The sequence below is a fragment of the uncultured Marivirga sp. genome, from assembly GCF_963974845.1.
GTDB classification, from domain to species: Bacteria; Bacteroidota; Bacteroidia; order Cytophagales; family Cyclobacteriaceae; genus Marivirga; species Marivirga harenae.
The window spans coordinates 1-25,805 of record NZ_CAXBEQ010000006.1; the positions used below are offsets into that span (position 1 = coordinate 1).

General features: G+C 36.1%; 19 protein-coding genes and 2 tRNA genes. 7 read left to right on the top strand and 14 right to left on the bottom strand.

Features of this window, described 5'->3' with window-relative positions:
• Positions 1-42: 42 nt before the first annotated feature.
• The 5 genes from AAC601_RS13710 to mutS all read right to left on the bottom strand — a co-directional run bounded on the left by AAC601_RS13710 (position 43) and on the right by mutS (position 5,921).
• Positions 43-126, bottom strand: a tRNA-Leu gene (locus AAC601_RS13710).
• 238 nt (positions 127-364) lie between these two features.
• Positions 365-437 (bottom strand) — tRNA-Gly (locus AAC601_RS13715).
• A gap of 77 nt (positions 438-514) precedes the next feature.
• Positions 515-1,447 carry an acyl-CoA desaturase gene (locus AAC601_RS13720; RefSeq protein WP_340153576.1) on the bottom strand — a complete coding sequence of 311 codons (933 nt, stop codon included), beginning with the start codon at positions 1,445-1,447 and terminating at the stop codon, positions 515-517.
• 617 nt (positions 1,448-2,064) lie between these two features.
• The gene (locus tag AAC601_RS13725; RefSeq protein WP_340153577.1) at positions 2,065-3,084 is read right to left on the bottom strand and encodes a PAS domain-containing protein; all 1,020 of its coding nucleotides are present in this window, start codon (positions 3,082-3,084) and stop codon (positions 2,065-2,067) included.
• Positions 3,085-3,317: 233 nt separating this feature from the next.
• Positions 3,318-5,921 (bottom strand): DNA mismatch repair protein MutS, encoded by a 2,604-nt coding sequence (gene mutS, locus AAC601_RS13730; RefSeq protein ID WP_340153578.1) that lies wholly within the window; start codon positions 5,919-5,921, stop codon positions 3,318-3,320.
• Positions 5,922-5,968: 47 nt separating this feature from the next.
• Here mutS and AAC601_RS13735 point away from each other — a divergent pair, with 47 nt between their 5' ends.
• A complete protein-coding gene (locus AAC601_RS13735) occupies positions 5,969-6,505 on the top strand; it encodes an RNA methyltransferase (RefSeq protein WP_340153579.1) in 537 nt (178 codons plus the stop codon).
• 301 nt (positions 6,506-6,806) lie between these two features.
• Here the strand turns inward: AAC601_RS13735 and AAC601_RS13740 are convergent, their stop codons facing one another.
• The 4 genes from AAC601_RS13740 to AAC601_RS13755 are packed head-to-tail and all read right to left on the bottom strand — an operon-like array spanning position 6,807 to position 12,782.
• The gene (locus tag AAC601_RS13740) at positions 6,807-9,239 is read right to left on the bottom strand and encodes a TonB-dependent receptor (RefSeq protein ID WP_340153580.1); all 2,433 of its coding nucleotides are present in this window, start codon (positions 9,237-9,239) and stop codon (positions 6,807-6,809) included.
• A complete protein-coding gene (locus AAC601_RS13745; protein ID WP_340153581.1) occupies positions 9,236-10,573 on the bottom strand; it encodes an HTTM domain-containing protein in 1,338 nt (445 codons plus the stop codon). The genes AAC601_RS13740 and AAC601_RS13745 overlap by 4 nt, the downstream gene beginning before the upstream one ends.
• Complete coding sequence (locus tag AAC601_RS13750) at positions 10,560-11,678, bottom strand: imelysin family protein (protein WP_340153582.1); 1,119 nt, start codon at positions 11,676-11,678, stop codon at positions 10,560-10,562. Before AAC601_RS13750 ends, AAC601_RS13745 begins: the two co-directional genes overlap by 14 nt.
• 6 nt (positions 11,679-11,684) lie before the next feature.
• Positions 11,685-12,782, bottom strand: a complete 1,098-nt coding sequence (locus tag AAC601_RS13755) for a DUF4856 domain-containing protein (protein WP_303271407.1) — start codon at positions 12,780-12,782, stop codon at positions 11,685-11,687.
• A 708-nt stretch (positions 12,783-13,490) separates the two neighbouring features.
• Between AAC601_RS13755 and fumC the strand changes: the two genes are divergently transcribed.
• From fumC to AAC601_RS13770, 3 genes are all read left to right on the top strand, one after another.
• On the top strand, positions 13,491-14,891 hold the full coding sequence (gene fumC, locus AAC601_RS13760) for a class II fumarate hydratase (RefSeq protein ID WP_303271408.1): 1,401 nt from the start codon (positions 13,491-13,493) through the stop codon (positions 14,889-14,891).
• 74 nt (positions 14,892-14,965) lie between these two features.
• Positions 14,966-15,616: an Ezrin/radixin/moesin family protein gene (locus AAC601_RS13765; RefSeq protein WP_303271409.1), complete on the top strand. Its 651-nt coding sequence runs from the start codon at positions 14,966-14,968 to the stop codon at positions 15,614-15,616.
• A gap of 127 nt (positions 15,617-15,743) precedes the next feature.
• Complete coding sequence (locus tag AAC601_RS13770) at positions 15,744-18,209, top strand: bifunctional UDP-N-acetylmuramoyl-tripeptide:D-alanyl-D-alanine ligase/alanine racemase (protein WP_340153583.1); 2,466 nt, start codon at positions 15,744-15,746, stop codon at positions 18,207-18,209.
• A gap of 33 nt (positions 18,210-18,242) precedes the next feature.
• On the opposite strand, the gene AAC601_RS13775 is transcribed toward AAC601_RS13770, so the two are convergent.
• A complete protein-coding gene (locus tag AAC601_RS13775; RefSeq protein WP_340153584.1) occupies positions 18,243-18,884 on the bottom strand; it encodes a hypothetical protein in 642 nt (213 codons plus the stop codon).
• Between the two features lie 394 nt (positions 18,885-19,278).
• On the opposite strand from AAC601_RS13775, the gene AAC601_RS13780 reads away from it, so the two are divergent.
• Entirely contained in the window at positions 19,279-19,503 is a 225-nt protein-coding gene (locus AAC601_RS13780; RefSeq protein ID WP_340153585.1) for a hypothetical protein, read from the top strand.
• Positions 19,490-19,846 carry a hypothetical protein gene (locus AAC601_RS13785; RefSeq protein ID WP_340153586.1) on the top strand — a complete coding sequence of 119 codons (357 nt, stop codon included), beginning with the start codon at positions 19,490-19,492 and terminating at the stop codon, positions 19,844-19,846. The genes AAC601_RS13780 and AAC601_RS13785 overlap by 14 nt, the downstream gene beginning before the upstream one ends.
• 121 nt (positions 19,847-19,967) lie before the next feature.
• Here the strand turns inward: AAC601_RS13785 and AAC601_RS13790 are convergent, their stop codons facing one another.
• The 4 genes from AAC601_RS13790 to AAC601_RS13805 all read right to left on the bottom strand — a co-directional run bounded on the left by AAC601_RS13790 (position 19,968) and on the right by AAC601_RS13805 (position 24,977).
• The gene (locus AAC601_RS13790) at positions 19,968-21,020 is read right to left on the bottom strand and encodes an endonuclease/exonuclease/phosphatase family protein (RefSeq protein ID WP_340153587.1); all 1,053 of its coding nucleotides are present in this window, start codon (positions 21,018-21,020) and stop codon (positions 19,968-19,970) included.
• A 173-nt stretch (positions 21,021-21,193) separates the two neighbouring features.
• Positions 21,194-22,519: an ABC transporter permease gene (locus AAC601_RS13795; RefSeq protein WP_303271415.1), complete on the bottom strand. Its 1,326-nt coding sequence runs from the start codon at positions 22,517-22,519 to the stop codon at positions 21,194-21,196.
• A gap of 18 nt (positions 22,520-22,537) precedes the next feature.
• On the bottom strand, positions 22,538-23,467 hold the full coding sequence (locus tag AAC601_RS13800) for an ATP-binding cassette domain-containing protein (RefSeq protein WP_340153588.1): 930 nt from the start codon (positions 23,465-23,467) through the stop codon (positions 22,538-22,540).
• Between the two features lie 91 nt (positions 23,468-23,558).
• Complete coding sequence (locus AAC601_RS13805) at positions 23,559-24,977, bottom strand: GAF domain-containing protein (protein WP_303271417.1); 1,419 nt, start codon at positions 24,975-24,977, stop codon at positions 23,559-23,561.
• 254 nt (positions 24,978-25,231) lie between these two features.
• Between AAC601_RS13805 and AAC601_RS13810 the strand changes: the two genes are divergently transcribed.
• A complete protein-coding gene (locus AAC601_RS13810; RefSeq protein WP_340153589.1) occupies positions 25,232-25,789 on the top strand; it encodes a YceI family protein in 558 nt (185 codons plus the stop codon).
• The last annotated feature ends 16 nt before the right edge of the window (positions 25,790-25,805 follow it).

Sequence of the window (25,805 nt, forward strand, 5' to 3'; positions counted from 1 at the left end):
GCCATAAAACACAAAAAGCCTCTCATTACTGAGAAGCTTTTGTGCCAGGAGCGGGACTTGAACCCGCACGAACTAATGTTCACAAGATTTTAAGTCTTGCGTGTCTACCAATTTCACCATCCCGGCTTAATTTAATTCATGCTAAAAAGCATTGAATAAATTAAGGTTTTAATTTTTTTATACCATTTTGTCCAAACTCCTTTAGCTGAACTAATGCTCACAATATTTTAAGTCTTGCGTGCCTGCCTGTCTTTAAACTTTCATAATTGAAGGCAGACAGGTCTACCAATTTCACCATCCCGGCTAAGAAGGTGGTATGTGTCAAAAAAATAAGTGAGCCTTATGCTCACTTATCTAACTTTTGAGCGGGAGACGAGGTTCGAACTCGCGACCTCAACCTTGGCAAGGTTGCGCTCTACCAGCTGAGCTACTCTCGCTTTTCCCTCAATGGGATTGCAAATTTAATAGGCTGCTTTTAAAATACAATAGCAATTCACAAAAATTTAAAAAAAATTTAAGCTACCTGCTTTTTATACTGCTCTTTTAACTCTTTTGCTTCCTGCTTATTTCTTGACTTTTTTATGTGTTTGGGTACAGCTTTTAAATCCCATATTAATCCTATCATTGACATAAACTTTAGTCCATAATAGGTTAAATCTACTTCCCACCAAAAGAATCCTTGCCTGGCGGAAGTCTCGTAATAATGATGGTTATTGTGCCAGCCTTCTCCTAATGTCAATAAAGCTAACCAAACGCTATTTCTGGATTCATCCCCGGTTTCGTATCGTTGGTTACCGAATTTATGCATTATACTATTAATTGAAAAAGTAGCATGATATAAAATGATCGTACTCAAAAAGAATCCAATAAATAGTGTGGAAAAGCCTGCAGCTGTAAACATGGCAAGTATACTACCTCCATTGACCAATCCGCCTAAAGCCATTACTAATAGAGCCAGCAGGACAGGTGGTACCAAATAATTTCTATTTAGCCATCGCAATTCCGGGTATTTGCTGTAATCGGAAATTACTTTAAAATCAGTTTTTTTAAAATCAGAACCAATAATCCAACCCACATGAGAATACCAAAAACCAAAATGCAACATGCTGTGAGGATCTTTCAGGGTATCGCTGTTTCTATGGTGGTGGCGGTGATGTGAAGCCCACCAAAGTGCACCTTTTTGGGCAGAGGTCTGTGCAAAAAAAGCAATTAAGAACTGGAACCAGCGTGAAGTATTATAACTTCTGTGGGCGAAATATCTGTGATATCCACCTGTTACCCAAAACATTCTCCAAACATATAGGAAGGCACAGACAGTCCAATCGAACCAAGTAGCACCTGTCCAAATTGCACCTAATGGCAATAAATGGACGATGGCAAAACTAATTTCTTTTTTCCAACTGCCTTTTTTTCGAATCTTTAGGTTTTCTTTTACTGCAACTGCCATTTCAAATAGTATGTAATTTAATAAGTAAGTACAAAGATAGGACTAATCCCTTTTTAAATCTTGAAAATTCAGAACGATTTGATCTACAAAATAGTTCTGTGACTGAAATATTTAGATAGGAATTGAACACTCTTTTATAAAAATCAATGTGCAGAGTTTTAAATCGTGTTCCCTGAGATGGTCCTTTTGCCAGTATATGGCTAATTATAGAATGATTCCGTCCTCATGCATCGGTGAAATCTATAAGTAATAATTGATTATAAAAAATATGGTTCCCCTGCCAGAACAACTATTGACCATGTCTAGGGAAAAGTTTCAAAGTGGTTCATCTCACAGATTTACTATTTCAAGCACGGGATTGCGAAACAAAGTGTAAAGAATCTGTCTTCTCTGGATTTGGTATCGCGCCCAACCAAAGGTTAAGTTAAATCCGCAGTTGAGAGTTGTTTTGCAAATTGCTCTAAAAGAGAAGAAAACACCTTTTTTTAAAACCTTCCCTACCCCAACGCTCCCGAAACGTTATTGAGCAAGTTTGGCAACTGATATGTAGTCATTTATTGATTGAAAATAATGGACGATGTGCAACACAAATAAATAAATTTTTGTTGAGGATTATTTTAAGCTGATTTAATTGAGTCTGGATAGCTGATATAAGTGCTTTCAGACACTTTCAGGATTATTTTCTCTAAATTAAAAGCAGAGCTTTTCAAGTGGTTTAGGATGACCTTACTATCTTCATTTACTTCTTCAAAATCCAGTAAATTCAGTAGACCAAGAATAGAAGCTAAAGGAGCTCTCACTTCATGAGCATTGATAAAGGCAATATCGTCTAATTTTTTCTCGGATGCTTTAATTCTCTTTTCCAGATTTACTTCTTCTGTGATGTCAGTCGATGTCAAAATGATACCCATAATATTGCCAGCAGAATCCGAAACCGGCTTCAACTCCATATCCATAACCTTTTCATAACCGCTTAAATTTTTAAAGGATCTACAAAACTTTTGTTTATGACCATTTTTAGTTTTTTCAAAAAGTGCTTTGAAGGTATTTGAAAAACTACTTCCAAAGTAATGGAAAATAAACTCATTCAGCCTTAGTTCTTTGTGAGTGTACCATGAAAAAAATTCGTAAGCCATTGCATTGAATTCAATTACATCTCCATCTAAGCCAATTAAAATATTAACTTCATCAGCATCATTGAAAATAGCTTTCATCCAACTTTCCGTTGTTTCCTTTTCAGTTATCATGCTTTGTTGAGATTTACCCACTGTTGCCAGTAAATTAAAGCCTATATAGGTCCCATTTTCATCTCTGGAAGGGATAATGTTGGTATGGAACCAGGAGGATGAGCCATTGACATTCGAAAAAGCAAAGTTTCCATTCCAAGATTTTTGTTGACGGAGTAAGTAGCTTAATTCGTCTTGAATATAATCAGGAAGTTCACTGCATAAGTGTTGGAAAAAGTTTAATCTATCTAGTGTGTTTTTATCAAGACCTGTGACTTTCAAAAATGTCTCATTGGCAGAAAGAACATCAAAATTTTCATTAAGTGATAGCAGCACAACATTATCAGATAAGTAGTCAATAGGATCCTTTTTTGCTTTTTGTGCTTGTTCAATGTTTATAACTTTTTCCATAAGGATCTTTAAACAGCCTTTAGCGTTAAATGTTTAGCTTTTGCTGCTGTGACGCCTTTGAAGCACACTTCAGGGAAGAGGGTGAATCTGTATTATATGTATCTACATATAATTTAAATGAGTAAACAAGTAAATTGTAGTTGATCCTTTTGGAGAGATAAAAAATTACAGAATTAAATTTATTTAGCTTTTTCTCAAATGAATGCTATCAACTCTCAAAAAAGAAAACTGAATTATTTCAGCTTACTTTTTAGTTCATTGAGTTTCAAAAGAGCCTCAACTGGTGACATGGAATTAATATCTAGTTGATCTAATAGATCTCTTATTTCAGAAAGGACTGGATCGGCCTCGAACATATTTAGTTGATAATTATTCTTAGGGACGGCTTCTATTTTTCGATTGGCTTTATCCCTAATCTTATCCTTTTCCAAATGATGCATTATTTCATTGGCTCTCAAAACCACTGGATTTGGCATTCCTGCAAGGTGGGCGACATGAATACCAAAACTGTGTTCGCTTCCTCCCTTTTTTAGCTTTCTCAAAAAGATTATTTCACCATCGATTTCTTTCACCGATACATTGAAATTCTTGATTCGAGGAAAATCATGGGCTAACTGATTCAATTCATGATAATGAGTCGCAAATAATGTTTTAGCTTTAGATTTCGGATGATTATGTAAAAATTCTACTATGCTCCAAGCGATGGATACCCCATCATAAGTGCTCGTTCCTCTTCCAATTTCGTCCATCAAAACCAAGCTTCTATCTGAAAGGTTATTCAATATGCTGGCGGTTTCCGTCATTTCTACCATAAAGGTTGATTCACCCTTGGATAGATTATCTGATGCTCCTACTCTAGTAAAAACTTTATCTACTAGGCCAATTTCAGCTGATTTGGCCGGAACATAACACCCCATTTGTGCCATGAGAACTATTAACGCGGTCTGTCTAAGCAAAGCCGACTTACCAGCCATGTTTGGCCCCGTAATAATCATGATTTGCTGGCTTTCATTATCTAAAAACACATCGTTGGGAATGTATTCTTCACCATGTGGCAGTTGTTGTTCAATTACTGGATGTCGACCTAATTTAATATCTAAAGCGGTACTATCTGATATAGTCGGTTTCACGTAATCATTGGCTTGAGCGATTTCTGCAAAACTCAGTAAACAATCTACTTGTGCTATAATTCTGGCATTTTGTTGAATAGGGCTGACAAAGTCCATAGCATTTTGTAATAGACTATGAAATATCCTCTGCTCTATTACCACCATTTTATCTTCTGCACCCAAAATCTTTTCCTCGTATTCTTTTAGCTCTTCGGTAATGTACCTTTCTGCGTTAACCAAAGTCTGTTTTCGAATCCACTCTTGCGGCACTTTATCTTTATGAGAGTTGGTCACCTCCAAATAGTAGCCAAAGACTTTATTGTAGGCCACTTTTAAAGAAGTTATTCCAGTCTTTTCCATTTCTCGCTTCTGCAATTGAAGCAAATAATCTTTTCCTGAGAAAGCTATTTTCTTCAATTCATCCAAGTCATGGTCAACTCCTTCTTTAATCAAGTTTCCTTGATTGGTATGTAATGGAGCATCCTCCATCAATTGACCATCTATCAATTCATATAAATACTCACAAAGATTAATTTGATTGGAAAGCTTTTTCAAAGCTTGCTCATCAGATTCGTCCAATGCTTTTTTTAAGGGAACCATTAAACCTAGAGCCTTTTTCAGTTGATTCAGCTCTCGTGGATTTACTCTCCCAACAGCTACTTTAGAAATCAACCTTTCCACATCGCCCATTGATTTTAATGAAGTGTTCAGTTGCTCTTTCAGATCATTTCGATTATGAAAAGCCTCAACAATTTGCAGGCGCTCCTCAATGATCGCCTTATCTTTTACCGGTAATACCATCCACTTCTTGATTTGGCGGGAGCCCATAGGAGTGAGGGTTTTATCTAAAATTTGAATAAGTGGAATTCCTCCTTCTTGTTGCGGATAAACTAGTTCTAAATTTCTGATTGTAAATTTATCCATCCAAACATATTTTTCCTCTTCAATTCTCGAGATGGAAGCAATATGTTCAATTTTTTTATGCTCAGTTTCTTCCAAATAATGTAGAATGGCTCCCGCAGCAATGATTCCTTCCTCAAGGTTTTCAATTCCAAATCCTTTTAATGAATTGGTCTTGAACTGCTTAGTCAGTTTTTCATAAGCAAAATCAAAAGCGTAAATCCAGTCTTCCAAATGATGGACATTATAATCATCGGAAAATTTTTGAGAGAAATGCTCTCTAGCTGACTTGGAATAAATGATTTCCGATGGCTGGAATCCTTGCAATAATTTGTCGATATAAGGAGCATTTCCAGAAGCAGTCATAAACTCTCCTGTGGAGATATCTAAAAAAGCAATCCCCAAAGTGTTTTTGGAAAAATGAATAGAAGCCAGATAATTATTCCTGCCTGTTTCCAACACATTATCATCAAAACTAACGCCTGGGGTTACCAATTCCGTTACGCCTCTTTTCACAATTCCCTTTACTGATTTTGGATCTTCCAATTGATCGCAAATGGCTACTCTGTGCCCAGCACGGACTAATTTAGGGAGATAGTTATCCATGGCATGATGTGGAAAACCAGCTAATTCGATATGGGAAGCAGAACCATTTGCCCTTTTAGTCAGAATAATATTAAGAACTTTGCTTGCTTTCACGGCATCTTCCCCAAAAGTCTCATAAAAATCGCCCACACGGAATAATAGTAAAGCCCCAGGATATTTGGACTTTATTTGATTATACTGCTTCATTAAAGGGGTTTCCTTTGCTTCTTGAGTCTTCGCCATGCTTTTAGGGAAATGTTCTTAGTTTTGCAGTTCAAAGATGATAAAATATGAGGAAATTAGCCAATGAAGAATTGAATCGATTGGAAGTTGATGAATTCAAAAAGGTGAAGAAAAATCCAATCGTTTTGGTGTTAGATAACGTCAGGAGCATGAATAATGTAGGTTCTGCCTTTAGAACGGGAGATGCATTTTTAATTGAAAAAATTTATTTATGCGGAATAACCGCCCAACCCCCTCATAGAGAAATTAATAAAACGGCACTCGGGGCAACCGAAACTGTAGAATGGGAGCATTTTGAAAGCACATTGGAGGCGATTGAAAAACTAAAAAAAGACGGGTATAAAATCTTGAGTGTTGAACAAGCTGAGAATAGTTTGAGTTTAGAGAAATTCACTCCTGAACCGCATGAAAAATATGCCTATGTTTTCGGTAATGAGGTTTATGGCGTTGAGCAAGAAGTCGTGGATCAAAGTGATCATTGTTTGGAAATCCCCCAATTCGGCACTAAACATTCTTTGAATATTTCGGTGAGTATTGGGGTGGTGCTGTGGCATACTGTTTTTAAAAGCGGTATGGTAAGATAAGTTTAAATCATTCTTTGGTATAGTAAAAGACACCCCTATAATCCCCTCAAGGGGATAGATCGCTCAGATTTATATCAGCAATAAATAATTAATTTTATCAATGCTTATGACTACAATTTGATAAAGTGGAAATATCAAATTAAAAGCAAAAGTAATTTCGTACGTCTCCCCCCTTGAGGGGGGCGAAGGGGGTGTCGATTGAAAAGAATCTGCTAGATAAGGCTCTTAAGGAAGTTTTCAGCTTTTATTTAGTGCGTGGGATCAGCAATCCTCACCAAAAAGACACTGGCGACTGTGTGAATTAAAACTTCAAATCCAAAGTCACATAAAAGTTTCTCCCTGCAGAAGGGATAATTCCAGGGCCAGGATAGCCAACAGCTCTTCTTGTAAAATAATAGTTGTTCGTTAAATTATTGATACCTGCTTCAAGCTGAGCAAATTTGTATTTGTATTTTGCACTCAAATCTAGGACGTGAAATGAAGGGATGACCCCATCCACTCCGGTTGCAGTTCTCTTAGCATTTGTAGCTTCAGTGAATTGTTCACTCAAATAGGTGAATTGCAAAGTGGAAGAAAAGTTTTTCCAATTGTAATTGATACCGGTCTTGATATTCAAATCCGGGACTAACTCCACTTTATTTCCAGCAATGGAGCTTTCCATATTGTCTTCAGCATACCGTCCTCTAATAAACGCGGCATTTAAAAAAGTACTAATTTCATGAATGGGTTGCGGGTTTAAAAATTTACTCCAGTTCATTTCTGTATATGATTCAATTCCTGCGATCGCTGCATTCCCAACATTGGTTCTATATCGATAGATTCTTGGGAAACCATCGATAGCATCATCATAGCGTAAAAGCGCTCCTAATCTGTCATTGTAGGCCAAATAGAATAAGCTCCAGTCGAAATTTAAAAAGTCGCTATAATTACCTCTGAAACCCAAATCAGCATTGTAACCGCTTTCATCTTGCAAATTAGAATCAACCAAAATATTGGTGTTATTCACTCTTAAGTCATTGAAGTTAATTCCTCTATAGTTCATGGAGATATTTCCATAGACTTCTAAATCAGCTGGGGTTTTGTAACTCACGCCTAAGCCGGCCAACATAAAAGATCTATCTAAATTCTTAGATTCATAAATAGTGGTATCGAAAATAATATCTCCGGCAAGGTTTTCCACCATATTTCGGTAGTAACCAGAGCTATTGGTGCTGATATATTCCCATCTTAAACCCGGAGTGATGCTTAATCTCTTATTCACGTTAATAATATTTTCTGCAAAGAGCGCCACGTTTTCCGAAGGGTAACTAAAAGATAAGTCTTCTAAATTAGCAGGATTATTATATTGGAAATCAGCATCAAAGCCTGCTGGTCCTAACCCCTGACGCTGTTGTGTATTTCCTCTAAAGTACCTTGCACCAACGGCTAATGCTTGAATTTGACCCATAAAATCGTATCGATGCAATAATCTTAATTCAGAGCCAAGGTTCTCATAATCATCCCAAAGTAGATTTCGTTCTTCTTCAGGAAAATCAGCCTGAGTTACTCTTTCCAAATTACCCAGAGCTTTTCTGGAGCCAACTAAGCCAAATGTCTTCCAGTTTAGCTTAGTTCTATCATTAATTCGGTAGTCTAGAATGATAGCAGGTATATTCCATTCAATTCCAAACCAGTTTCGCTCTCTAACTGATTGCCTTGGATCTCGCTCAAAAAGATTATCAGTTAATCCACCGGCTTGTTGAGCCAAATAATCCATATGCGTAAACTCAAAGCATAAATATAATTTATCACCTATATCGAAATTCACATCTGCAAATAATGTATTGGATTCAAATGATTCGTTATCTCTAAACCCATCACCTTGTTTTCTCTGATAAAAAACAAAGTAATCCATTTTCTCAGTATTACCAGAAAGGCTATTGTAAGAGCTCAATAATCCAAAAGAACCCGCTGTATTTCTTGTATGAAATTGGGCAGGCTTTCCTTCTGGAGCTTTCTTAAATAAGAAATTGATCATGCCTCCAAATTGAGAGCCATATTGCAAAGAGGCCGCGCCTCTCACTACCTCAATTTTGGAAAGTGCCTCAACTGGCGGAGTATAGTAGCTTTCTGGGTAGCCTAACGGATCAGCGGAAATATCATATCCATTTTGGCGCGTATTAAAATTTGAGGTTCTGTTAGGGTTTAATCCTCTTCCGCCAATTCCCAATTGTAGACCACCACCATCACTTTCCCATATGTTTAAGCCCGGCACTTTTGCAAATACCTGTCGAGCATTATTTGTGGCTAAATTACCGTTGATTTGATCAACAGCTATCACTTCATTTTTCTTGGCTTCATATATCAGTGTTCCTTCTACAGGATTAAGCCTTGTAATATTAAAAACCTTTGATTTTTTACCGATGGTTTTTACTTCTTCTAAAGTTTCCAGTAAGGGTTTTAAAGTAAAGTTGATGGTTTCCCAATTGCCATGTAATTCAATCTCTTTGATTTCACTTTGCCTCCCTAAGTAAAATGCAGCTATCTTATATTTGCCTTCTGGCAGATTCAATTTATAATTTCCATTGCCATCGGTCACAGCTTTTTGATTACTATCTAAGACGAAAATTTCAGCTAATTCAATTCCTTTTTCACTCTCAGAATCTTCAACTACTCCTCTTATACCTTGAGCAAATAAAGAATTAGTAAATGCACTAATCAATAATATGACAATATAGATATTCGGTTTTCTCATTGATTATAAGGCAATACCCAATTTTTGTGTTGATAACTATTTTTTACTGTCGCCAAATTAACCGCAGGATCAATGAAAGGACGACTACCCTTTCCGTTGATGGTCGCATAGCTTTCCACGAATACTTCCACTTCTGAATTATAATCAGATTGATATTGATCCCTGAGGAAATGGGCAAATTGCAGTATCATATCCGGTTGAGTATTCATCATTTTTTCCTGTACCGGAGTTAAATATTGGCTTGGAATTACTTCAAATGCCTTATTTTTTTCAGGTAGGTTTACTGTGAATTGTGTATAGCCCACCTTTTCCATTAGCATTACCCGCCAAGAAAAACGATAACCCTGCTCAGTCCAAAACAACTTCCCAGGATATAATGCATATCTGAACGGCAATAAAATTTGCAAGCCGAAGAAGATTATTAAGAAATACTGTAAAACAATTGGTTTGTAGAAGTAAGAAGAGTGGGTTAGAAGCGGTTTTTGTATAGGCATGATTTTGTGCCAAAGTTTTTTATGGAAATCTTCTGAGAAGAATATGAGCGTACTAACCACCATGATGTAAGGAAACATTCCGATTTGGAAGAGAGCGGCTGTCATGAAATGGAAAACAATAACTGTTAGATAAGCAAAAATTCTTGTTCTTTTCCATAACAAGAAAAAAGGAATAGACAGATCATAAAAAGCGCCAAACCAGCTGAATAAGTAGGCGGTTAATTTATAATTTAGTAATGGTCCAATGATAGGGGTGTCCGCTCTTGAAGGGAGCCATATCTTTAAAGGAAGAGCCTCTAATAACCAGTCAGCTTGGAGTTTAGCCAGTCCGGCAAAGCAATAGACCAATGTTAATTGCAAAATAATAATGTGGATGCTCCAAGCTGGAACATAAAATTCTTGCTTCTTTTTGCGCCAAGCATCAAGTGAATAGGCTTTATGCGCTGGCACGAGGATCAACAAGAAAGCAATGATGCTCACAAAATAGTAATGATTGAGATAATTGGTTTTATCTATCAGCTCTACATAAGTGAAACTTACGAAAAACAAGGTTGCGCTCCATCTGTAAAAGGCTCCTAGTGCAATTCCAATTGCAGCAATTCCCATCAGGGCAAAAAGGATATACATACCTGGGTCTCCCCATGACTGAATCCACTCGAAACCTAAATATGGAAAGTAGAAGTCAGGATCAATGTATTGTTTGGCAATCCAACCATTAGCCCAAAAGCGAATTATGGAGGCAAGCATCATAATACCAAAAGCTACCCGAAAGGTAGCTAATGGTGCAATATGCTTTACTTGATTGAGGCGATATTTGGGAAGCCACTTAGTCACCGTCATTATCTTGGAAAGTGATAGAAACAGACATAGCTGAAGTCATATCCACCTTTATTAATGGGATTACAGCTTGTAGAGCATTGTACACCTCAACCAATTGACTTCCCTCAGCGGAGGCTACCTCACTGTAAGGATTGGAAATTTTCTCCATTTCTTCTAGGGCCAAGGTTTTTTGATTGATAATGGCCACACTTAAATCTTGATCATCACGTGTTTTGGCATTTAGGGCTAATAAATAGTCATCTAAACCAAGACCATCTTCATTGGCATTGAAGTGTTCTCCTTTAAAAACCTGTATGGAGGATAGAACTGCTTTTTCTGCTAATTCACCAGACCAACCAGAGTAAAAGGCTTCCACATCCTGAGGAGAAAGCACGCCACCCGTTCTAGGATTACCCCCTGCAGGAAAACCGATTTTTGCATTTTTAATCCTTATGTCAAATTGAAAATTATATTCATTGACTAATAAGCTGGTTCCACTTCCTACGTCAGTGCCGGTGTTTCCAACAAAAGTTGATCTATAATCAGGCCAATCTTGTGAAATTATATTAGAAACTGTTTGAATATCTTCCACCAGATCAGTTAAATATTGCAAGCGATTATTTCCTAAATCAGGATTCCCAAAATATGCAACAACGTCCTCGTTAGTCTCTCCAGTACCGAATAATAGATAATCCAATGCTGGGAAGCCTTTGGCTGCCACGTTAGAAGCAGAACCCAAAACATAATCTTGTGTATTTATATTTTCTTCAATAACATCCGCTTTGGCAGGGAAGATATTGACTCTGTCCCTTAAATTAACATTGGCAACCGGCCCAACTTGCACAAATGCCAAGTGTTGGTACACTAACCAGGCTTCTTTCAGTTCAGCACGTAAAACTTCCAAGCTTTCAAGTGAAATATTTTCATTAAAAGAGTTAGTTGCAACAGAAAGCCCCTCTGCTTCTAAGGCAAAGTTTTCTATAGATGGCTGAATTACATTATCAGCCATATTAACTAGAAAAGTCTGTCTGTCAAAATCCACTTTTTCACTGCCTGACTCATTATCACAGGCAGCGAAAAAAACAGAAACTATTAATATGAAGAAAGAAAATCTTAAATTTCTCATTATGTATTATAGTTGGTCTTGAAAATCTTCAAATCCGTAAGCTTCAACCAAAGTCGCTTTTGCAGCATTGATATTATCGGTGGTAATCTCGTAGAAATTATCACCTAATTCTTCTAAAACCCCATCGATTTCAGCATTGCTTAATTTTTTGTTTGGATTGTATTTCAATGCATGGATGAAAGCCCAAGCTTCTGATAAAGTATGGTTCCTAATGGCGTCATCTGCAAATGCTTGATTCGCTGCATTCAAATAATGAACAGCTGTTCCAGCGGATACTTTTTCCCATTCATTTCTGATGATTTCGATCTGCTCATCTCTAGTTTCTAAATCTTGGTTTGAAATAGCTGCTCGTCCAGTAATGAAGGCATTCATTAAAGCCTCATTTGTGCCCAGTAAACCATCTCTTCCGTTAGAATATTTACCCCAAAATCTCGCCCCGTCAGGATTTCCTGGGAAATCAGTTGCTACTCCTAAGTAACCAAAGGCCTCATCCCAGTGATGCTCCATTGCTGTTCCTTTTCCTTCCTCTATTTCTTCATTATCTACATCCATTTTATCAGAACCCAAATAGATAGAAACTCCTTGGAAATAAAAGCATGAGCCCATCAAACCTTTTTCGATATATTGGATATGCTCAATACCGTTAGCATCGAAGAAATATTGTTTTGAACCATCGTTGGAGGTTACAACACCTGGTGTTCCATTGCTTCCTACACCGCCATCAGCCTCGGCCGTTGCCGCTGCAAAATCTCTGATGAATTCCTGAAACATGCTGATGTCTCCTTCAACTGTTTTATTTTCCAATTCTTTGCTATCAGCTTCATTCAATTCTGTATTGTTAAAAGCATTGTTTTCGTTAGCATACATATCCAACATTGCCTGAGCGTCTAAAACTTCTCCGTTGTTAGCAGTTTTCATGTAAACTGTTAATTCATCTAACATATCCAATCTTTGGATTTGTCCTGTATAGCTCACATTTTCAAAATCATAAGTCGATGGAATTTCATAGTTGCCATCATTTTCACTAACAGTGTTTTCATCGTCACAAGCAGTGAAGGCAAGAGCTGCCAATAGTGATAATCCTAGTAATCTTAACTTGATCATTTTTTGCAAAATTAATATTTGTATTTAGATTGATTCTAATGATGATGCAAAATTAATTTTATTTAGATTGCTTACAAATAAAAAACTACTTTTATTTAGATTACATATAAATAATTGCAAAAATGTGTCTTTAAACTATTTTTGAGACCTGTTTGGAGGTGGTTTGAATTACAAGAATAATACTTGGGTTCAATATTTATAGGGCGTCCTGAAGGGAAATTCATGAATCTGGCTATACAAATTGTAGCGACAATTCAGAATACTCATCATATATATAACTTAATTGCTATGATTATTTTGAATAATGGTTTTAATGGAATGAGATGTACTCTTACAGTAAATATTTTGAATAATCACTTTTTACGGGAATACCGCATAGCCAGTTGAGCCTGTCGAAATGTCTTGTAAAGAGGACATTACCTTTTTTCCTCCTTCTTTTAATTGATGACAATAGCTTACTGATAAGACGCAGACAAAGATCATAAGTAAGCTTATCATCAGCCTTCTATATAGGTTATTCATTTAAGCCTTTCATTTGATGCGGTGCAAAAATATTGGAATTTTCTATCATTTACTAAAAAACTATGACTTATTTAATATTTGGTTTGATTATAATCATTTATTAGCATGCTGATTTTCACAGTTTATCATAGCAATTCATGTGATTAGTTGTAATTTTACGCTGTTAATCGAAAAATACATTTGGAAATGGAATATAGGATTGAAAAAGACACAATGGGTGATGTGAAAGTGCCTGCTGATAAGTATTGGGGCGCCCAAACAGAAAGAAGTCGAAATAATTTCAAAATAGGTGCTGAAGCCAGTATGCCTTTGGAAATAGTGCACGGCTTTGCTTACCTCAAAAAGGCAGCGGCACATACCAATCACGAGTTAGGTGCTTTAAGTGAAGAAAAGAGAGATTTAATCTCAAAGGTTTGTGATGAGATTTTAGATAATCAGCATAACGATCAGTTTCCTTTGGTAGTGTGGCAAACGGGCTCCGGTACACAATCCAATATGAATGTAAACGAGGTGGTTTCGAACAGAGCTCAGATCTTGGCCGGAAAAACATATGAGGATGATAAATTAGTCCATCCTAATGATGATGTGAATAAATCCCAATCATCTAACGATACCTTTCCAACCGGAATGCATATAGCCTGCTATAAAATGGTCATAGAGACTACTATTCCCGGGATTGAAAAGTTACGAGATACATTAAAGGATAAATCAAAAGCCTTCGAAAAAGTTGTAAAGATTGGACGGACACATTTAATGGATGCAACTCCTTTAACCATAGGTCAGGAATTTTCCGGATATGTTTCACAGTTGGACCACGGCTTGAAAGCGCTGAGAAATACACTTGATCACCTATCGGAGATAGCGCTGGGCGGAACAGCGGTTGGAACTGGAATTAATACACCAGATGGATATTCGGAATTAGTTGCCAAAAAGATTGCAGAGTTTTCAGGATTGCCATTCCGAACGGCTGAAAATAAATTCGAGGCTTTGGCAGCTCATGATGCAATAGTAGAATCTCACGGAGCATTGAAGCAGATTGCTGTTTCATTGAATAAGATCGGAAATGATATTCGATTATTAGCTTCAGGACCAAGATCCGGAATTGGTGAAATCATAATTCCAGCAAATGAACCTGGTTCTTCAATCATGCCGGGTAAAGTAAATCCTACTCAAGCAGAAGCTTTAACTATGGTTTGTGCTCAAGTAATGGGAAATGATGTTACAATAACAGTAGGGGGCACGCAAGGGCATTATGAATTGAATGTTTTCAAACCAGTGATGGCGGCTAATTTTCTTCAGTCCGCAAGATTAATAGGAGATGCGTGTGTATCATTTAATGATAATTGTGCTATTGGAATCGAACCCAACTACGAAAGAATAAAAGAACATTTAGATAATTCCTTGATGCTGGTAACTGCATTAAATACCAAAATTGGATATGAGAAGGCAGCCAAGATAGCTAAGACGGCTCATGAAAATGGTACTAGACTTAAAGATGAGGCTGTTAATCTAGGATTTTTGACCGCAGAGGAATTTGATCAGTGGGTAAAACCAGAGGATATGATCGGCAGTTTGAAAAAACAATAAATAGTATTATTTGTCTTTATAGTAGTTATTTACTTACTTTAGTTGTACAAAATTGAATTAACCGAATTGATGATATGAAAAGCAAGATAAGTTTAATCGCCATTTTAATGATTTTTTGCATGGCATTTTCCGTTTCCGCTCAACTTAGCAGGAAGGAAAAAAAGGAAATGAAAAAAATGGCCAAAGAGCTCAAAAGAAATCCGGAGCAGATGAAGGCAATGGTTGAAGAGAATGAGAGTTTGAAAAGTTCAGTTGCCAGCTTAAATTCAGAAGTGGAAAATCTTAAAGGGCAGTTAAGCAATAAAAATGCTGAAATCGCTACCGCGAGACAAGAGGCGCAGGAGGCGAAAGCAATGGCTGAAGCACAACGACAAAGGGCCAACGAGATGGCAAAAAAGGTAAAAGAAGGTCAAAATAGCGAGCCAAATGCATTGGATGAAAGCGGAACTTGGTTTAAAGTGCAAGTAGGAGCTTTTGAAAATATCGATATGTCCGAATACTTCAAAAATAATCCCAATTTCAGTGGAGAAGAGACGGAAGAGGGTTTACAAAGAATTACTCTAGGACGATTTAGAGATTATTGGGAGGCCGATCGGTTCAAAAAGACTTTAAGAAAAATGGGCGTTAAAGAGGCTTGGATCGTACCTTACAAAGACGGTGCGCGGGTTCCTCTAAAAGAGGTGTTAGAAAACCTGTCTGCTAAACCGGAAAACGCTGGAGAATAGATCATCTAGGCTTGCTTGAGACTAATTTCCATTTTATATCAATGGAAATATTGCAAAACACCATGCAATTAACTTTCGAGCAAGCTTTTTTTATATTCATTTTGTATCATTCATTTTGTCCTATAATTTGAAAATTGAATTCTCTTCCCTACCTACTATTCTAGATGGAGATATTTATCAGCTCCGAAAAGATAGAACTATTGAGAATATTTACATAGACAGTAGGAATGCTGTCACCAATCCTAAAAATTTATTTATCGCAATAAAGGGAGAGCGCCACAATGGTCATGATTTCATTGATGAACTCTATAAAAAAGGGATAAGAAATTTCATTATTGATCAAGAAATTAGTAGCCTTAATTACCCTGATGCCAATTTTTTTAAGTCTAATAACAGTGTGGAAGCTCTGCAGTCTTTAGCTGGTTACAAAAGAAAAAGCTTTACTGGTAAATTAATAAGCATTACGGGAAGCAATGGCAAAACCATTGTAAAAGAATGGTTGGGAAAATTAATTGAATCAGTTTATTCAGTTTATAGAAGTCCAAGAAGCTATAATTCACAGGTAGGAGTGCCTTTATCTTTATGGCATTTGAATAACTATCAAGATTATGCAATAATAGAGGCAGGTATATCCAAGCTGGGGGAGATGGAAAAATTGGAAGCCATTATCAAACCTGAAATTGGAATTTTTACGAACTTGGGCACTGCTCATGATGAAGGGTTTTCTAGTTTGGAAGAAAAAGCAAATCAAAAGGCTCTGTTATTTAAAGATGCAAAAACCATCATATTTTGTAAAGATTTCCCTGAAGTCTCTAATTCGCTACATAATATTCCAAGACTTGAAGAAAAAGAGTTTATAGGATGGTCATTTGAGGATAACACTTCTAATTTTTTTGTGGAAAGGGAAGAACGTGGAAATGGAACTGCTATTCGAATTCCTTTTGATGAGCAATTTCATATTTTTCATGTGCCTTTTCAGGATTATGCCTCGTTGGAAAATATCACGCATTGTTTGCTTTTATTATTGCACGAAGGGCTACCTATCAAAATAATTCAAAATACAGTAAATGATCTGAGACCTCTAAATATGAGGTTGGAAACCAAAAAAGGTAAGAACAATACATACCTGGTCGATGATTCCTATAATAATGATTTGGTCGGCTTAGATACAGCCCTGCAATTTTTTGGTCAGCAAAAGCAGTATCAAAAGAGGGTTCTCATTTTATCAGATTTATTAGAAACTGGACTCAGTTCAAAAATTTTGTACAAACAGCTAGCAGAAAGAATTTCTTCTGAGAAGCTCGACTTGATCGTAGGGATAGGAGATGAAATTTCACTGCTGTCAAATCATTACGAGGGGCAGGTTATTAATTTTGAAGACACCAATTCCTTTCTAGAATATGAAAAAGATCATCCTTTTCAAGAGGCAGTAATTCTCATCAAGGGAGCTAGGAGGTTTGGTTTTGAGTCAATTGTTCAGAGATTAGAGCAAAAGATCCATGGAACCGTTCTAGAAATAGACCTCAATAAAATAACCCATAATTTGAACCTTTACCGGTCGAGATTAAAGCCCAATGTTAAAACCATGGTGATGGTAAAAGCATTTGCTTATGGCAGTAGTAGTCATGAGATTGCTAACTGGCTGGAATTTCAGAATGTGGATTATTTAGCAGTTGCTTATGCAGATGAAGGGGTAGTTTTGCGCCAGCACGGGATTAAATTACCCATTATGGTCATGAATCCGGATCCAAGGTCATTTGAACTTCTCCACCAATATGATTTAGAACCAGAATTGTACAGCCAGGAAATTTTCAGAGATTATGCTAGCTATACTCGAAACCAAAAGAAGCAATTTCGAATCCATTTGAAGTTAGACACAGGCATGCATAGGTTGGGTTTTGAGCCTGTGGAAATGGATATTTTAAAGTCACTATTAAAGGACAATCCCCAATTAAAAGTAAGCTCCATTTTTAGCCACCTGGCTGGATCTGATGAAGCATTGCACAATGGATTTTCTGCTCAGCAAGCTATGTCATTTAAGAAATCAGCAGATGCGATAATTGATCATATAGGCTATAAACCAATATTACATCTATTAAACAGTCCAGGTATCAGCCGATTTCCAGACTACCAATTTGATATGGTGCGATTGGGAATCGGCTTGTACGGAATCGATCCCACAGGCCTTCATAGTAGCCAATTAAAATCAGTTTCAATTTTAAAAACTGTAATTTCACAAGTAAAGCGAATTAGAAAAGGGGAAACCATTGGCTATTCAAGAAAAGGGGTGGCTCATGAAGAAATGAAAATTGCCACGATTTCAATTGGTTATGCAGATGGGTTCAATAGAAAATTTAGCCAAGGTGTTGGACAAGTGATGATCAATGGAAAATTGGCTCCGGTTATCGGCAATGTATGCATGGACATGACAATGGTAGATGTGACCAATAGCGAATGTCGTGCAGGAGATGAAGTGATTGTCTTTGGAGAGAATCCCGATATTTCTGAAATGGCAGAAGCGATTGGTACAATCCCATACGAAATCCTTACCAATATCTCAGAGAGAGTAAAAAGGGTTTTTTATACTGAGTAAAACAAGCCCTTTTATTTTAACTTGTTATGTCTTTTAAGAATTACATCCAGTAAAAAATCCTAATAATTTGGAAAAATATAATTGAAGATCCTTGGATCTATCTGTTTTCGAAAAGTCTCCAATTCTTTTTTCATCTACTTTATGCTCTTTAAGAGTAGCTAAAATACAGCTCTTTTCCTTTTGATCTAGCATTTCTCGATTCGTCATCTTATTTAAGAAATAATCTGCGAATTTAAAGTCTAGCTGGTCGAAAACCAGCAAACCATATGTTAGGGAAATAATCGCAGAGTTTTTTGATGATTTCAATGTTGAATATAAATCACCTTTAGTCAGATCTGTTCTGATAAATTCAGCCTTCATTTTGACTAATTGCAACTCAGCATATAAGGCTGTTTTTCCAGAAGCCGTTGATGTATGTATCTCTAAAAATAACTTTGATTCAAAAAAAACCATCAAACTAGTTTCAAAAACCTTCAGCGTTTCGTCAAAAGGGGATTTTTGGGCGACTATCTTATGAGTGGTGCCAAAAAAACATACACCAGCAAGTATCATGATGCATGCGAGGTTTGTAAGGGTTTTCTTCATATTATCTAAGATCATTTTAGCAACATTTATAACAACTCGCTTCACATTTAGCCTGACATTCCCTTTCATCATCATCATTACAGCTATCATTGAATTTTTTTGTTGTTATTTTTTCGCTGTAGTTAAAGCAAGGATGCTAAAACTTCTCTATTAAATATTGACAATTAGACCTTTCAGAGCTTTTGTTTTCATAAGACAAGAATCGGTAATATCCTCTCGAAAAAGCTCATTTAAAAGCTTGCGTAGGTCAAAACTTTCAACATCAAAATTCTGATCTATGCTATAAAATAGTACTAGTTTAATTTATTCAGATATGTATACCGTCTGTACTTCTTTAGAAACAAATTATACAGAAAAAATGAATTAAATGAGACTTTCAGAACATATTTTACTTCATGCTGAAGCTTATGAGAAATAAAAATACCCATTTTTGGGTATTGCCAATTTTAGATTATCCATCGAACTTTGATAAAAAGCTTAGGGGATGAAGTTTTTCTTAGTTATATCAATTATTGCCTTTTGGTGGGTTCCTATGAACTCACCTGGCAATATTGGTATTTCTACTTTTTTGTATTCAACTGAATTGCTAGCACCAATGAATGAGATCAATGATACTACCATTGGCCAGCAGGAATTTTCAACTAAAAGGAAAATGGATCATTTTGGGTTTCGGTCAAGACGGGATATGTTAATAAATGAGATCGATTAAGATGGAAGTAAACTATCAAAATATACAAGAAGAAATTCAAGGGAATTGGCTTTGCACCAAATCCTTTGATCAAACAGAGAAGAAATCAATAGATTTGGATTTTTCTTTATTGATTGCTAAAAATATTATCTCCAGGACAGGCGCTGGAGCCAGATATTGGCCTAATATTGCAAGTTTTGAATTAGTAGGATCAAACAAGGACGGGTATTTTTATCGTGAGGATGGATGTTTCATGCAAGTAAAGACTATAGCTAACAACGAAATGGTAATTGAACTTTTTTTGAAAGATAGCAGAGGACAGCTGAACACCGTAATTTTCACTTTTGAGAAGGAATTGTATTAGTAATTAACCTTATTTTAAGAATAGCAAAAACCTGCGTCAGTTTTCTTTTTAGTTAGGTATTTAGACTGACCGTGTTTTCATCATTCATTTAAGTTGTACGCCTTTCAGCTTTCATCTGCTGCTAAGCCTTTTCAATTTTTTCTTTTGACAAGATCTTATCTTCTTTTTCTAATTCCAATTCATCACTATCGTCATTTGTTTTGGCAAGATTCAGTTGCAGAAACATAGGAAAATGATCGGATCCAATATCGCTCATTCTTTTCATTTTTTGCAGTCGGAAATGTCCTGAACAAAAAACATGATCTAACGGCCATCTGGCAATACTGTGCTTTGCATGAAAGGAACTGAAAAATCCTCTACCTCTTCTCGGATCCAATAGACCGCTAATTTTTAAAAATAGCTCCGTGGTGTAACTCCATGCCACATCATTCAAGTCACCAGCCACAATTGTGGGTGTTTTATCAGCCTGGGTTTTTTGTCCTACCAGTAAAATCTCAGCATCACGAGCTGTAGATTTTGGATTTTCAGACGGTACTGGGGGTTCTGGATGAATCGCATATAGTTTTATTAAACGATTATTCAACTTGATATCCGTTTCAATTGACGGAATGTCATCTTTAATCCAATGGTGAACTCTTGTATTGATAAGCTCCAATTTTGAAAATAAAAGCATACCATAAGTATTCTCTTTATCTTCTAGGACATGATACTTATAATCATTACCAAAAGCATTGACACATTTTTCTTTCCACCATTCGTTAGTTTCTAAAAGTAATACAATATCAGATTGCTCTTTCTGTACCATTTTGGCCAATTTTCCCCAGTCCCGGTTACCTTGCAGAACATTGGCAATTAATAGTTTAATGCTAGGTTTTCGGTCAGTTGGCACAGAATCAATCTGCTTTTTTGCAAAGGGTAAATATGGATAAATCTGATAGGTTAAATAAAATTGGTTTGCAATAAGTAATAGTATAAAACCGTAAGAAAAGTATTCTTCAGCGGTGAATGTGAGAAAGGAGGCAATGACTATGATTAGGTTTGAAACCCACTTTTGCGCTCTAGGGAACTCAAAAACACGAAAAGTCCAATAATCATGACGAATTAAAGGAAGTAAGCTGATAAGTATCAAAATACTTCCTAAAACATAAATGAGAATCTTAACAAAATCTATCAATAGTTCTGGCTTCTATAGTCTGTTCAAGATAATAAAATCATTCTACTAAATTGGATTATAAAATAGTATTCACTAAAAATTGCTGACATATGACAAATTTCAAATAGATCATATCTATTTAATGGAAGTTCAATTGTTAGCTTTTTTATATAAAAAGTAACTCAAGTTGGCCACTAACTATTTGTTTTCACCCATTTCAATAGGGTCTTGTAATTCACTTTAGTACCATGCATTAATATTCCAATTCTATAAATTCTGCCAGCCATCCAAATAGTAAAAATAAATCCAACGATCATCAGTCCCATGCTTAAAGCCAGTTCCCAAGCAGGAACACCAAAGGCAACCCTGGCCATCATGGCTACAGGAGCTGTGAAGGGAATAATGGACAACCAAAAGCTAACATTCCCATCCGGTTCCGGCATTACGAACATGAAGGTTCCTAAGAACCCGATAATCATAGGCATGGTAATCGGCATGGTGAATTGCTGAGCATCGGAGATATTATCGACCGCTGATCCAACTGCTGCGAATAGGGCACCATACAATAAATATCCACTGACAAAGAAAAAAGCAAAAACTGATATATAGTAGGCATAAGGAATATCATAAACAATATTGAGTATTTCCCCTACTTTAGAATTCTCCATCATTTCCTGTGCTTCGGTATTGCCATTCATGCCCGACATACTTTGCTGGGCAGTTTGCATATCGGCAGGATTCAAATCAAACATGCTAAAAACAGCTGATGATAGAACAAAAATCAAAACTACCCAAATTACAAACTGTAATAAGCCCACTGAAGCTACTCCTACTACTTTTCCAATCATAAGTTGGAATGGCTTCACAGAAGAAACAATAATTTCAACGATTTTACTCGATTTTTCCTCAATAACGCCTTGCATGATTTGACTTCCGTAAATCAAAACAAACATATAAACAAGAAAACTAAAGGCATAAGCAATACCATAAGCAACGCCTGCACTACTCGCTTTTTCCTCTCCAGAATCGGATACGTTGATAGTACTTAAGCTTATATTGGTTTTTAAACTTTCTAATTCCTCCTCATTAATTCCGCTAGCTTTTAATTTTTGATCTCGAATTTGAGATTCTATTTGATTTTCAAAATAGGAGCTGGCTTGCAAACTAGGATTCTTTTTGGCGTACATGGTGATCCCTTGCGGATCGCTCAATTCCAATTTTGGTAAATACAAAAGTGCGTAAGCCTCACTTTCAGTAAATATAGTTTTAGCTTCCTCTAAATTGATGTTTAATTCTTCAAAAGCATATTTGTTATCGTTTTCGAAATTAAAGGTTCCTGCTTCATCCAAAACATAAACTTGTTGTTGTTCAGCATTTTTGGATTCTTCTATAGCGAAATACAGCATACCGCCAATTATTGCAGGAAAAAGTAATGGAACTAATATGGTTGCTAATAAAAAACTTTTCTTTTTAACTCTGCTGTCGAATTCCCTTTTAATTACTAAGCCTATCTTGCTCATCTGATGGTTATTTTAAGGTTATGTTGTTGGAATGTTTTGTTTATCTCCTTTTACTAATTGGATAAAAATGTCATTGATGGATGGAATTTCCTCTTGAAATGACACAATATCTACATTTTGATTAATCAATTCCTGTAGTACTTGATTAGAGGAGGAGCCTGATATCAATTTTAAGGTTGATTGCTGTAACCCATCGCCCAATTCTGATTTATTTTCCAGATTGAAGGTATCATTAGTTGAAATACCGTTGCCTCTATGTACTAAAGTATATTGATTGGATTTAAATTGATTTTTGATTGTAGATTTTTCACCGTCTAAAATCTTCTCAGATTTATTGATCAATGCAATATAGTCACACATTTCCTCAACCGACTCCATTCTGTGTGTACTGAAAATAACAGTGCTTCCTTTCTCTCTCAGGCTTAAAATCTCATCTTTTATCAGATTGGCATTAATAGGGTCAAAACCCGAAAAAGGTTCATCTAAAATTATCAATTCCGGTTCATGCATCACCGTAGAGATGAACTGCACTTTTTGTTGCATTCCTTTAGATAGGTCTTCGATTTTCTTATCTAACCAATCCGATGCCTCAAATCTTTCCAACCAAGCCTTAATTTTTTGTACAGCTTCTTTTTTTGAAAGGCCTTTTAATTGAGCCAGATACAAAAGTTGATCGCCAACTTTCATTTTTTTGTACAGGCCCCTTTCCTCAGGGAGGTAGCCAATTGTACCAATATGCTTTGGAGCTAAATTCTCCCCATTGATTTGGATCTGACCGCTATCAGCGTTAATGATTTGGTTTACAATTCTAATAAAAGTACTTTTTCCTGCTCCATTTGGACCCAACAAGCCAAAAATTGAGTGCTTTGGGATTTCTAATTCCAAGTTATGAAGCGCTACATTTTCATGAAATGTTTTATTAAGGTTCTTTGCGGTAAGTATATGCACGTTGATGTAATTTTTTTTACAAATGTATTCCAATAATTATTAACTGCAATAAATAGATTTATAATTGCATTATTTTGCTGATAAGTGGTTGTTAGCCTTTTTGCAATTGATCAATTAATTTTTCCTTTTGCTCTAACTGTTTTTCTATTCTTTCTTTGGCCTCTTTAACGTCATTTAATTCCGATCTCAACTCTGTTTCTTGTCGCTCTTGTTGCTCTTGAGTGGCTTGCAATTCCTCCATATTTTGCCTCATCTCTTCCTCTTGCGAATGCAATTGCTCTGATTGCTCCTGCATTTCAGCTAAAAGATGCTTGGTTTTTTCGTTATTTTTGAGGCTGTTTAGTTGCATGGCAATATTTTCCCCCATTTCTAACATGAAATCTATTTGGTATTGTTCAAAGGTATGGAATGATGCAATTTCAAAAATGCCGTAGACTTCTTCATTCACAATCATTGGAGTGATCAGAATTGATCTTGGATTAGCATCGCCTAAACCACTTTTAATGGTAATATAGCTTTCAGGAATTTCGGTTAAGTAAATATAATCTTTCTCTAGATAGCATTGACCTACCAAACCTTCTCCAGGATTCATTTTTCTTTCCAAATGCTTTTTACGATTAAAGGCGTATGCAGATTTTAGGGTAAGCATCAAATCCTGATCATTTTCATTTTCCAATAAAAATAATGCTCCTTGATTAGCCTCTAAATACTTCACCACAAAGGTGATAATCTTATCTGTTAATACTTTTAAATCCTCTTCTCCTCTTAGGAGTGAGCCTATTTCCGCTAAACCTTTTGTAGCCCATGCCCTTTTCTTTTCTTCAATTTGTGCTTTTTCGAGTTGACCTAAAGACTCTTCTAGTTCTTTCTCCTTTTCTGTGGCTCTTCGGTTTTCATCGGCAAATTGATTAGTAAGCTCTTGTGCTTTGTCGAATTCTTTTTGATTGAGTCTCTGCAAAAAGATAAATAGAAACCCTCCTAACAAGAACGCTCCAAACAGAACTGTAGTCCTGATCCAGGCTTGCTGAAAGGTGGAGTTGTCAAAGCTGGTATCAAAATAGTTATTTAATTCATGAATGTAGAGGACTGGAATTATGGAAATGATAAATGCTGGCAACCAAAACTGAGCTCTTTTATAATCAAATAAGCTAAATGCAATTAAAGAACCGACAATTTGGAAGGCATAAATTTCCTTGAGAATCATATCTTCTGCTTGCATGATAACTGCATGTAGCATTCCTATTACCAATGCCGGCATAATAGACATTAGAAATCTACTCAGAACATTCAATCCAAAATAGGAGGTACTCAATACGATAACATAAGCGACTAGGCCATATAGGCAATATGGCAGAACCTCAGGAATGACTAAACCAGAAATTATAGCATAAAAGCTAATGATAATAATCAAAGCCAAATTAAGAATATTCCCTAATCTTATTTTAGTCTTAACGGAATCAGATATGTTATCTGTGATTCCAAACTCGACTATCCTTGTAAATATGTTCATAATGAATTGATTAATATGAAGCCTTTTCCAAAAGCTATCTTTGTAAAAATATGATAAAGCATTAGAAAATACACCCCTCTTCCAGATTTTTTTAGCCATTTGTTACAATCAGTAACCAATTTAATTTAAATGATTTGTGCAAAAGAGTCACTATAACACTCTCAGGGCAATTAATCATATTTTTCTATGACGTAGATCATGGTTTCGCTAGCATTTACCGACCACCTTTACATCATAATTAAAAGTCAAAAGCTATGAGAAATTTAATGATCATATTGATGCTGTTTTTCGCACCGATGGTGTACGCACAACAGCTTACAGTAAACGAAAGCAACACAAAACTAACCGTTGATGGAACCTCAACTGTTCATGATTGGACAATTGAAGCAGAGCAATTTGATGGTAAGGCAAATGTTACTATTGAAAACAATGCTTTACAAAGCATCAATAGTTTAAGCTTTAATGTTCCTGTTGAAAGTTTGAAGAGTGGAAAATCTGCAATGGATGATAACACTTATGAGGCTTTGAAATCAGATGATCACCCAGTGATTAAATATGAATTTCGATCTATGGACAATGTTAAAGTAAATGGTACTACTACAACAATGTCAACCAAAGGAGTATTAACAATAGGTGGTGTAAGCAAAATAGTGAATATGAATGTAACGGCTGATGCAACTAATGGCATCACATTTAGCGGAGATATCACCTTTAAAATGTCTGTTTTTGAAATAGACCCTCCTACTGCGGTGTTTGGAACCATCAAAACTGGAGATGAAGTAACAATTAAATTTAATACACAATATAAATAAATTAAAACAACAATTT